At 36.5% G+C, this 10,803-nt stretch carries 13 protein-coding genes and 1 pseudogene; 2 read left to right on the forward strand and 12 right to left on the reverse strand.

Annotation, left to right across the window (positions count from 1 at the left end; genetic code table 11):
* Positions 1-24: 24 nt before the first annotated feature.
* Complete coding sequence (locus ABU914_RS14655; RefSeq protein WP_379670450.1) at positions 25-1,401, reverse strand: DNA topoisomerase; 1,377 nt, start codon at positions 1,399-1,401, stop codon at positions 25-27.
* Between the two features lie 101 nt (positions 1,402-1,502).
* Entirely contained in the window at positions 1,503-3,437 is a 1,935-nt protein-coding gene (locus tag ABU914_RS14660; RefSeq protein WP_379670462.1) for an ATP-dependent helicase, read from the reverse strand.
* A gap of 94 nt (positions 3,438-3,531) precedes the next feature.
* On the opposite strand from ABU914_RS14660, the gene istA reads away from it, so the two are divergent.
* Positions 3,532-5,112 carry an IS21 family transposase gene (istA, locus tag ABU914_RS14665; protein WP_379670451.1) on the forward strand — a complete coding sequence of 527 codons (1,581 nt, stop codon included), beginning with the start codon at positions 3,532-3,534 and terminating at the stop codon, positions 5,110-5,112.
* On the forward strand, positions 5,109-5,873 hold the full coding sequence (gene istB / locus ABU914_RS14670) for an IS21-like element helper ATPase IstB (protein WP_379670452.1): 765 nt from the start codon (positions 5,109-5,111) through the stop codon (positions 5,871-5,873). Before istA ends, istB begins: the two co-directional genes overlap by 4 nt.
* Before the next feature lie 31 nt (positions 5,874-5,904).
* Here istB and ABU914_RS14675 read toward each other — a convergent pair whose 3' ends face one another.
* The 10 genes and pseudogenes from ABU914_RS14675 to ABU914_RS14720 all read right to left on the reverse strand — a co-directional run.
* Positions 5,905-6,057: a hypothetical protein gene (locus ABU914_RS14675; RefSeq protein WP_379670453.1), complete on the reverse strand. Its 153-nt coding sequence runs from the start codon at positions 6,055-6,057 to the stop codon at positions 5,905-5,907.
* A 67-nt stretch (positions 6,058-6,124) separates the two neighbouring features.
* Positions 6,125-7,060 carry a DNA polymerase III subunit delta gene (gene holA, locus ABU914_RS14680; RefSeq protein WP_379670454.1) on the reverse strand — a complete coding sequence of 312 codons (936 nt, stop codon included), beginning with the start codon at positions 7,058-7,060 and terminating at the stop codon, positions 6,125-6,127.
* A gap of 46 nt (positions 7,061-7,106) precedes the next feature.
* Complete coding sequence (locus ABU914_RS14685) at positions 7,107-7,283, reverse strand: hypothetical protein (protein ID WP_379670455.1); 177 nt, start codon at positions 7,281-7,283, stop codon at positions 7,107-7,109.
* A 206-nt stretch (positions 7,284-7,489) separates the two neighbouring features.
* Positions 7,490-7,756: a hypothetical protein gene (locus ABU914_RS14690; RefSeq protein ID WP_379670456.1), complete on the reverse strand. Its 267-nt coding sequence runs from the start codon at positions 7,754-7,756 to the stop codon at positions 7,490-7,492.
* Between the two features lie 34 nt (positions 7,757-7,790).
* Positions 7,791-8,300 carry a hypothetical protein gene (locus tag ABU914_RS14695; RefSeq protein WP_379670457.1) on the reverse strand — a complete coding sequence of 170 codons (510 nt, stop codon included), beginning with the start codon at positions 8,298-8,300 and terminating at the stop codon, positions 7,791-7,793.
* A 100-nt stretch (positions 8,301-8,400) separates the two neighbouring features.
* The gene (locus tag ABU914_RS14700) at positions 8,401-8,646 is read right to left on the reverse strand and encodes a hypothetical protein (protein ID WP_379670458.1); all 246 of its coding nucleotides are present in this window, start codon (positions 8,644-8,646) and stop codon (positions 8,401-8,403) included.
* A 46-nt stretch (positions 8,647-8,692) separates the two neighbouring features.
* A complete protein-coding gene (locus ABU914_RS14705) occupies positions 8,693-9,322 on the reverse strand; it encodes an XF1762 family protein (protein ID WP_379670459.1) in 630 nt (209 codons plus the stop codon).
* Between the two features lie 28 nt (positions 9,323-9,350).
* Entirely contained in the window at positions 9,351-10,115 is a 765-nt protein-coding gene (locus ABU914_RS14710; RefSeq protein WP_379670460.1) for a hypothetical protein, read from the reverse strand.
* Positions 10,116-10,204: 89 nt separating this feature from the next.
* Positions 10,205-10,435, reverse strand: coding sequence for a restriction endonuclease (locus tag ABU914_RS14715; RefSeq protein WP_379670461.1), 231 nt, complete (start codon positions 10,433-10,435; stop codon positions 10,205-10,207).
* Between the two features lie 192 nt (positions 10,436-10,627).
* Positions 10,628-10,803: pseudogene (locus ABU914_RS14720) on the reverse strand (IS3 family transposase); the annotation flags it as partial.

A 10,803-nucleotide genomic window follows, 5' to 3' on the forward strand; every position in this document is an offset into this window, starting at 1 on the left:
TGGCAAGATAGGAAGGAGCAAAACTCAATGCACCTTAAATTTATAAAAAAGTTGTCTTGACGATGGGGTCCACTTTAATTCGTTGCTATCATGTTTATCTTCTTTCTCGCTGATTGTGCGCCAGCCTTCCTCTATGAGATTCTTGTACTTTGAGAGAAAGAGATGCCCGGCACAGTTCGTATGAATAGTTAGTGATTGATATTGGGCAGCAGAATAAAACTGCATGAAAAAGCGTTCAAGAATTAAATGATAGATTTTTTCTTCATCTGTTGATAGATTACTAGGGATTACTGGTTCAGGTAAAAGTGCATGATGGTCGTCTACTTTCGCAGGATTGCAAATTCGTTTGTTACGCGTATGTACAAGGGATGGGTTCATCCCATTTTTTACGTATTGTGTAAATTGGCCTTTCAATGCTTGATGACTTTTTAACATAAGAGGAACTTCATTCTCCGTAATATATCGGTTAGAAGTTCTCGGATATGTAATGCATTTATGTGTTTCATATAAACTTTGAGCAAGTTTTAATGTTTGCTTCGCTTTAAATCCAAATCGTTGATTTGCTAGATTGGTTAAGTCTGTGAGATTGAAAAGAAGCGGGACAGGTTCGTATTCGTTTTTCTCCTCCATCTCTATAATTTCTCCGTTTTGATTTAGAATTTCAGATTTTATTTTCTCCGATAGTTGACGTTCTTTGATCATATCTCCCTGCCATTTTCCAATATACGTTGCGTTTCCTTGTTTGAATGTTGCTGTTATCGGAAAATAAGGTTCTTTTTTAAATGTCTCTCTTTCCATATGTCGTTTATAGATAAGTGCAAGTGTAGGGGTTACAACTCTCCCAATTTTAAGTAGTGTTCCTGATTTTGCTGTAAATGCTCGTGTTGCGTTAATACCGATAATCCAATCGGATCGGCTGCGGGTAATGGCTGCAACTCTTAAACCTTCAAATTCATTCCAGTCTTTAAGTTTCTTATAGGTGGTTTGAATACCTGATGGTTGCAGGGATGAAGTCCACAATCGTTTGATTGGCCGCTTTGTTAAGTTTAGATATTTGGCGATGTAATAAAAGATGAGTTCACCTTCGCGTCCTGCGTCGCACGCATTAATGATGACATTTGCATCCGTTGCTAATTTTTTAATGATTTGAAGCTGACTTGATTTATTTGGAATGGGTTTTAAATTGAACATTTTTGGAATGATTGGTAGTGTTTCCAATGACCATTTTTCTGAAGGTTTTTCTGAAGGGTCAAGTTCCAAAAGATGTCCGATTGCCCATGTGAAGATCATATTATTTTTTCCGACAATAAAGCCCTTTTTCATGTCGTTGGAAGGACTAAGTGCTTTAGCAATACTAATAGCCATATCACGCTTTTCTGCGATGAATAGAGTAGTACCCATATGGTTCCTCCCTGTATATATAATGTAATGAAGCTGAAAAAGACAAAGAGCACCCTATCTAAGTAGATAGAGTGCTCCTCTTTTCATAGTTTTATTGTATCTTACTGATACGCTTCGAGCAAGAACGGACTTACTGGAGATTCTTTACCCCGATATAGTTTTGGAGAAGAAATAACGAGTCTCTCTTTTGCCCGTGTAACTGCAACATATGCAAGTCTACGTTCTTCTTCTAATGCTTGCTTGTTGTCTTGTTGCTCTTTCTCTCGATCGTTTTGATTTTCTGCGTTTGTCGCTGAAGCGTGTGGAAGAATGCCGTCCGAAAACCCTAAAATGTGAACGATATCAAACTCTAAACCTTTTGACATATGAATGGTCATGAGTCTAACAGCGTTGGGATTTTCTTGTTTTTTCAGCTCTTCCATTTTTTTATGGGCTTCAATGACGAGATCGATAAACGCAATGTATTCCGCTACTGTTGAAAAGCGTTTTGCTGAACTCTCTAGTTCATCTAACATTTCCAGTAAAAACTCTTTGTGAAGTGTTAGATTTTTGGTTTCATCCATGTCTAAGTATTGGTTGTAAAATGAATTTCTGATATATTGAATGGCTCTTACGGGAGTCATCTCTTTTAACGTCTGTATTAATGTTAATCGCTCATAAACTTTTTGTTTTTGAAATTCTTTCGTTGGAAGTGTAAGCAAAAACGATAATGCAGGTTTATCTTCCTCAAGCGTTGCGTAATAAGCAGCGTGTGAGGACGCAATTTTCTTGCTAATGTATAACGTCGGGGCAATATCTCCTACGGATTCTATGTCATTTGGATTTACGGCCAAACGTAAATGAGCAAGAACGGGTTTAATAAGTGACTGTTCGTAAAAGAGTTGGTCATTCCCTAGTACGATAAAGGGAATGTTCCTCCGTACCAATTCATCTCTAATTGAGCGAGAGAGGCTATTCGTGCGGTACAACACACCAAAATCCCGAAATTCCTTTTCACCTTCATTCACTTGAGACAAAATTTGATTGACGGTCCATAACGCTTCTTGTTCCGTATCTTCAGGACGAATATAGATAGGTGGATGGTCATTTTTAAATGTTGCTTTACACGTTTTTCCGATACGCTCAGTGTTGTACTTAATGATCTCATTCCCTAATCCGACAATGTAGCTTGTGGAGCGGTAGTTAATAGACAAGATTATCTTTTTAAGTCCGCTGTATGTCTGTTCGAGGTTTAAAATATACTCTGGTGAAGAATTACGAAATCCGTAAATGAGTTGATCTTCATCCCCGACAAAAAACACGTTGTCATGTTCAGGATTAGTCATAAGTGAGATAAGCTCATGTTGAATTTTGTTGCAGTCTTGGTATTCGTCTATGCAAAGATACCGAAATTGCGATTGGATACTGTACCTAAAATCTTCATCATTCTTTAAGAGATCATAGGCTTCGAGTAAAATATCATCAAAATCCATGTAATGTTCTTGAACGTTTATCGATTCGTATTCACGGTAGATGGATTGAATGTCCTTTTGAATGTGATTCTCGGTTGGTAAATCGTCTGGACGCAACATGGATGATTTAAAGGTTGATATTAAACTTAAAACCGTTTCAGGCTCATAAGCCTCATCTAGTCTATGTTTTCGTAAAATGTTTTTCATGATGTATTCTTTTTGTTTTTCGCTTGCGAGTATTTTTTCGGTATATCCATGTTTTCTTAACATGCGAAGAAATACAGAATGGAATGTACCTGATACGATCTGATTTGCTATACCTGTTCCAATCGAAGAAATTTGATCGATCCGTTGTAGCATTTCCTTTGCAGCCGCACGCGTGAAGGTTAATAACAAGATTTCGTTAGGTCTGACATCTTGATCATAGGTTAAGATGTACGCTGTCCTGGAAGCTAAAACCCGCGTTTTGCCGGAACCCGCACCAGCAAGGATTAAATGAGGTCCGTGGATAGAACGAACCGCTTCAACTTGTTCAGGGTTTAAAAATATTCCCTGTTTCTGTAACTGATAAACTAAAGTGGACAGTTTCCGCTAAATAAAAATGAACACTTTATTTAGAAAGAAATAATCCATCACTGGTATGATATTAATATATTTGGCAGTGGTGGAGGTAGAAAAGGTGGATAAGTGGGAAATGTACATGGAAATTCATCAGTTACTGAAACAAGGATTTAGTAAAACAAAAGTGGCAAAGAAACTTGGTATTTCAAGAACAACTGTATACCGCTATTTAAAACGGAATCCAGAAACAATGTCGAAATGGATAAAGACAACAAAAAGACGAAGAAGAAAGTTAGATGTTTATAAAAATGAAATTTTAGGATGGTTACGTAAAAATCCAGATATGACAGCTGCACAAGTATTGGATTGGTTACAAGAAAAATACGAACATCTTGAAGTGGCCGAAAGTACCGTCAGGTTGTATGTAAGAGAATTGCGTGAAGAATATGATATACCAAAAGAGACGGTAACAAGAGACTATGAAGCTGTACCTGAAACTCCTTTAGGAGCACAAATTCAAGTGGATTTTGGCGAAACAAAACAACATACACCAGACAATAAAACAGTCAAGCTATATTGTATTTCATTTGTTTTGTCTCATTCACGTTATAAGTACATGGAATGGTTAGATCGACCGTTTACAACGAGAGATGTGATACAAGCTCATGAAAATGCTTTTCGTTACTATGGTGGAATAGCGGATGAACTTGTCTATGATCAAGATTCGCTCATTCTCGTTAGTGAAAATGGTGGAGATCTTATTTTAACAAAAGAGTTTCAAGCTTATAGAGAAGAAAGAAATCTTATCATTCGCATGTGTAGAAAAGCAGATCCAGAAAGTAAGGGGAAAATAGAAAGTGTCATTAAATATGTAAAGAAAAATTTCGCAAAGCACCGAGTTTATCATGGATTGGACGTATGGAATGAATCAGCGTGGAAATGGCTGAAACGTACGGGGAACTATAAGCATCATCACACAACAAAAAAGAGACCAGTCGAAGTGTTCGCCCTTGAAAAGCAACACTTACGTCCAGTCTCTTCCCCCATCGCAAACTATTTAGATTGCGATATAAACCATGATTCCAGTATAACAAGAAGTGTACGAAAGGACAATACTATTTGGTATCAATCGAACCGATATAGTGTGCCACTTGGAACGTACAACAAGGTAAAACAAGTATATGTCGAAGAAGCAGATAATGAATTAATTATTAAAGAGACAGAAAATGGAAAAATAATCGCACAACATAAAATAGAATCTGGAAAAGGACAGCTCGTCCAAGATACAAATCATTTACGCGATCGCACTAAAGGAATTGACACGTATATTGAAACGGTAGCGTCGTACTTTAGTGACCATGATAAAGCAATGAACTATTTACAAGCAATTAGAGAACGACTACCACGTTATACTCGCGATCAATTACAAATGATTGTAAACGCAATGAAGAACGAAGAACAAAAACAAATTGATTTAGCTTTAGAGGAGTGTATAAAAAGGGGTTTCTATAGTGCAACAGAGTTTATCGATATCGTTCAGTATCTGAACCGACAACGACAAAGTAATAGTTACAGTAATGTAGCAGAAAATGATGAAATTAAACCGATTCATCCGTGGAGTGAATCAGCTTTACAAACAAACATCCAAAAGCGAGATGTTCAGGAATACCTTGCCGTAATGGAAGGTGATGTAAGATGAGTCAGATGAAGAGATTACAAGATATACTAAGAAACCTTCGGTTTGGAGAAACAGCAGCATTTCTACCGGCCCTGTTAGAAAACGCTGAAACAAATGATGATACACACGCAACCTTTTTAATGAACGTGATGGAATACGAACAAAAAAGACGTGAAGAAAAAAAGATTGAGCGACACTTAAAATGGGCAACCTTTCCGTATCATAAAACGTTAGAGAAGTTTAATCTTGGAGAGCAAAACTCATTAAGTCAAAAGCAATTTAATAAGCTCAAAGAACTTATATGGATCGAGCAATTATATAATTTAATTTTATTAGGACCTCCAGGTGTGGGGAAAACGCACCTGGCCATCGGCTTAGGAATGAAGGCCATTTATCAAGGATATAAAGTAATATTCACAACAATGGGAGCGTTAGTCCAAACATTAAAAACGGAAGAAGTCACCCGTAAATCACAAACGAAAATGAAGCGTATCAGAAATGCGGATCTCGTCATTATCGATGATTTAATGTTTATGGCGATGAATCAAAGCGAGGCAAACTTATTATTTCATTTAATTAATGACCTATATAATACTGCAAGTATTATTCTTACATCAAATAAGGCACCAAAAGAATGGGGGGAGCTATTAGGTGATCCTGCAATTACAACGGCTATTTTAGACCGAATATTGCATCGTGTAGAGATTATTCACTTAAACGGTGATAGTTATAGAATGAAGCATAGAAAATCTATTTTTGAGCAAGAAAGTGTAACAAATTAATTAGCGAAAACTGTACCATTTTATTTGACGGTTACAGTTTCTCAAGTTCTCGAAAAAACGGGGCATCTTGTTCATCATTCTTTACGAATTCTTTAGATGATGTTGTATCTGCTATGTCGGATTCTATGATTTCTTTTCGTTTACTCCCGATTGGTTGATGGAAACTCCTTTTTGTTAAGAACATGTATATCTCCCCCATAACAAAAGAAGTGCTACGATATATTGGTTCTATCATAGCACTTCATTCTTGTTTAGAGCCATTTTATAATGGCTGCTTCTAATAAAATATGTTTGTCCATTTTGCCTGTTTTCATTTGTGAGTCCAGATCAGAACACTCAAGCAAAAGATTGAACAACGTTTCTTTAGAGAAGTTCTCCGCTTGTTCTGTCGCTACGGTTACAGCATAAGGGTGTAGACCTAGTTGTTTCGCTAAACTAGATTTTTGCTCACCTTTGTCTAGTAACTGTTTGACTTGAAACATAATGCGGTACTGTCTTGCAAGTAGTAGCAAGATTTTGATAGGATCTTCTCCAAGCCTGAATAAGTCCTCTAATAATGTAAGAGCACTTTTGTTTTTTCTAGCCACTCGGTCAATTAGTTTAAACACGTCATTTTCTAACGTTCTTGCGAGCAGCGGTTCAATCATTTCCTTATCGATCGTTGGTTCGTCTGTTAGGTTCAAGCAAACCTTTTCGATTTCTTTGTCTAATAGATATAGATCGTTTCCTAACTGTTGTGCCATGAAATTGATTGCCTCAGCTGTCACTTCTTTCCCATGTGATTCAAACTTTTCTTCAATCCACCCGTTTACATAGCGAAGCGGTTTAGCTTCATAGGATTCAGCCGTTTTAAGCATTTCTTTTACGACTTTCTTCCGTCGATCTAATTTTTCACTTTGCGAAATAAAGATCATGGTTGTATCTGGTGATGGATTGTTTAAGTATTGAATGACTTTTTCTACATCATGTTTTGGTTTTGATGTGTTTTCCCCGGTTAAAAAGAAGCAGTCTTTTAAGACAATCGTTTTTTTGTCACTAAATAATGATCCCATTTGAGCATCTTCAATCGCGTTTTGAACAGGGGTTTCTCTCATGTCATACGTTGAAACTGATGTTTCATCTTTGACAATTTCTGACTTTTTCAAATCAATTAAGTATGGTTCAAGTCCGTACAGTACATGAATCAAGTCAAATCCCTCCAATCAAGTTTTGCCAATTCTCCTTAAAAAAGTTTTAAAAGAACCCTTTTAACATGCCCCATGCTCGGATAAGTCCAATCACTGTAAAGACAATACTTAGAATTCCGAAGATGAAAGACTTTACTTTGCGGATAACGAACCAGATTAGTAAAATACCAACCACAAGGAATACCAATCCAAACTGGTTGTACATTTGTAAAATCCAATCCATACATTTCCCCTCCTTTGTCATTTATAAGTGCAAAAAAAGCACTTTTACAAATGAATAAACAGCACAAAAACTGTTTGGATTCACTCGTAAAAGTGCTTTTGGTTAGTTCGTTCTCTCCCGCTTGGGTGAGACAAAAAAATAAAATAAAAGGTTCGTTATCCTTTATAATAATCGAACCTTGATGAACCTTCAATGTTTATTTTTGTTTAAAGTCGGTAAGATGGGGCAATATACATTTGATTTTTATAAGGTGGATAAAGGTTTTCGTCATCCTTCTTGCAAACGGTGTGAAAATCCTGAGCAACAAGGTAAGCTCGACCGCTACCATAAAAGTAACTTAGCGTTGAAGGGGAAAAACCTAATTGCTTTTTGATTTTATTAACAACCGTAGATAACTTTTTTGGTTCTTCTTTAAGATAAAGAAGATGTAACGATTGATTATTTTTATCGAAGTAATGATTAAAAGACGTCACTGTTTGCCTCCATTCTTTGTTGAGTTGAACGGTGCTAAGAGATTTTATTAGTTACAATGGCTCCATAGGGACGACGATAAAGAGTTTCTAGTATATGTTTTTGAGTGTCCAGCGGCAAATTGGAATAATTCCTAATTTCAGACTCATAAGTTTTACGGAAAGGTAATAGCATTTCGATATACTCAGTCAATATACGTTTGTCATTACCCGCAACATCATCTTTTTGCTGTTCAATAGCAGATATAAAATAATCAATTTCTAGTACATGAATTGATAAGATTGGTACTTTTTCGGATTCCCAGTGTAGTAATAATAAGTCATATAAATCTTCAAGAAAGGAATTAAGAACAAATGTGATGTCAGGTTTTACTAATTCGTCTATTCCATCTATATCTTCTATATCCTCGTTGTCTAAATTCATAAATTCACCATGTAGGGCGTTTGCAAAAACAGAAATTAAAGGTTCTAGGTGTTGGGGTTTTATAAGTATCTGTATCGGTATTTTAACAAAATGGTATTTCGGTTCAAAAGGTAGAACGTCCATATAAATCAACTCCTCATTGAATGTGTGAACTTCTATGTTGTTTTTAGTTTTCACAATAGACCGAAGTTTTAATCATGAAGTTCTCATTCAGTTGGAGTTATTAAAAAAGATTCTGAAAACTACTAGGTGTTAAGCGGTCATCTTCTAGCATTAATTCTCGCTTCGCCATTTCGAACGCGTCACAGTTTAAATGACGTGAAATAATGGGTTCTAGTTTGTTCCATTCCTCGGTGGCTCGTTGTTTCTCTTCTTCTGTACCGTGAACGAGCATACCGTTCAAAATAATCATTTTTTCCATTAACACAGCTGCATCTAATGAAGTTAATCCTTTTACTTCTGGTTTCATCTCGATCATCCTTTCTATTGTCGTATATATGATTAAAGTTTGGTTCTTAACTAAATTGTCGTAACCATAATTGTTTTCGCTGGATGGGGTGTTTATCAACGCGTGGCCGCGATTTGCTGTTCCATGATCCCCCTTGAGTAATGTGTTTCAACTTAAAGCCTGATGCTTTTAAGGAAGTTCCTGTTTCTTCGGCTAATGTATACGTAATGACTCGTTTGTATCCCATCGCTTTAGCAACAGCACAAGCCGCTGCATACAACTTACTTACACCATTTTTATAGGCTTCTTTCACACAGCATCGCGTAACTTCTAGTGTGAATTTATCATCTTGGTGGCGAGAAACAGGTCTACCAGCAATAATAACACCGACAATCAAATCACCATCATATAAAGCGATGGAAAACTTGTGTCCTTGAGGGGAAATGTGATGTCGGTGATGCTGATTTACGAAATCCGCTGCCTCGCGAAGAGTAATCGGTTTTGTTTGTAATCTTAATGGTTTCAGTTTGTAATATTCTTTTGCTTCCTTTGTAGCGCTTTTATAGGATCGGGCTGAGTCCCATAAAACTTGGTATCCATCATGGTGTAACTGCCATCTCACTTTACCAGTCACCTGTTCGTCTTTTAAGATGAGAAACTGTTTTGTTTTTTCTTTGTAAAATATCCAATACCACACGAGATGTCTCCCCCCTACTTCTAGGCAGTTACTTTTGTTTGTTAAAAAGTTTTCTTTTCAAATCGATGATTTGGCTACCGAAAAGTAAGTCCCATGTTGAAAGGCTTGTGTGAATGCCACGAAAAATGTAGCGAAAATAGATTTTATCGTTATACCATTTGAAATTCGTTAATAGTTTAAAAGAATTTGAGGTGACATCGCCTTCAACCAGAATGTAACCTGCTGATTTTATGATGTACGTTTTGTCTCTTGGCAAAGAGTGTATAGGCAGCACGTACTTATAAGGTCTAGGATTCCCCTCTAAATAATGAGCATTATGAAAAGAACGCATTGTTGGCTCTTCGGAAAACTTGGAATCTGATAAATGAAACCAAACAAATTTACGACCACGGAATTCATTAGTTAAATATTTCGTTGTTTGTTTGTCAGGATTTGCTTTTAATGTATATTCGTTCTTTTCAGTTTTTTCAGGAGATAGCGACGTGTAATGAATCGCGTTATTCTCTGAAAGCTCGTTCCATTCCTTGTCTGTTAGCGGTCTAATGTCGTAATAATTACGAAATAGTAACTGAACGAAAAAGTAAATGAAACTGTAAGCAAACGAAAAAACAAGAAAAATACCGGTACATAAGAGGAGACTATTAATCTTTTGCGGTAATACGATACTTAGAAAAATGACAAAAATAAGTAGGAAAACTATAAAAATCAGAATTTCTAACAACTTACGTATTTTCCCAATTGTTCCATTAAGTTTGGACGTGGAACGAAGTACAGAATTTAGATTCCGAGTCAATAGGTCTCCCCCCTTTGAGTGTTCTTTGTCATTTCTTATTGAAATTATAGAGGGGGAATCGAAGTCTGTCCAAAAACCTTCGTTCGTAACTAAAAGAATTCATTGATTTTATCTTTTAAAATATTGCGATCCCATAGTACAACATCGTTTGAGTTTGCGAGTTTAATAGCTGAATTCGTAAAGTAACTGTTTGTGACCACGATTGCTCTGTCAAGGTTATAGTGTTTAACGCCTGCGCTAATTTCTTGAACGGCTCTGTTTGAGATGTTACCTGAGTAACACTTAGCTTGAATGTGGAACTGCGTCAATATTTTGGACACAAAAAAGTTAAATTTTTAGATTGTTCTTTCAAAATATTTATATCATACTGCTGGGGCTTGATATGGAGCCACTGAGGGCAAGATTTCCAAGCCATGGAACCAGTCATCATAAAACATTGCTGGCTTGCCAAAAAAGGCTATCATGCCCGCCTCTCCATGTAAAGCCGTACAGTGAATGTATGTTCAAAATTTTCATACGGCATAAGTATATAAATCTTCCACTTCTTGTGGTGTTTTATAACCAATGCTGCCGTGGATTCTTTTGCGGTTGTACCAACCTTCGATATATTGAAATAGCGTGAAATGATTCGATACAAGCGTTGTCATAAGGACTACCCTTATAACTAAAGGAATGTGTCATGTTCAAT

The organism is Pueribacillus sp. YX66 (assembly GCF_041725775.1).
Lineage (GTDB): Bacteria > Bacillota > Bacilli > Bacillales > UBA6769 > Pueribacillus.

Excerpts from the sequence above, each read along its gene's own strand:
- ABU914_RS14655 (WP_379670450.1), bottom strand. The coding sequence starts at position 1,401 with ATGGGTACTACTCTATTCATCGCAGAAAAGCGTGATATGGCTATTAGT.
- istB (WP_379670452.1), top strand. The coding sequence starts at position 5,109 with ATGAGTCAGATGAAGAGATTACAAGATATACTAAGAAACCTTCGGTTT.
- ABU914_RS14675 (WP_379670453.1), bottom strand. The coding sequence starts at position 6,057 with ATGTTCTTAACAAAAAGGAGTTTCCATCAACCAATCGGGAGTAAACGA.
- ABU914_RS14685 (WP_379670455.1), bottom strand. The coding sequence starts at position 7,283 with ATGGATTGGATTTTACAAATGTACAACCAGTTTGGATTGGTATTCCTT.
- ABU914_RS14695 (WP_379670457.1), bottom strand. The coding sequence starts at position 8,300 with ATGGACGTTCTACCTTTTGAACCGAAATACCATTTTGTTAAAATACCG.
- ABU914_RS14700 (WP_379670458.1), bottom strand. The coding sequence starts at position 8,646 with ATGAAACCAGAAGTAAAAGGATTAACTTCATTAGATGCAGCTGTGTTA.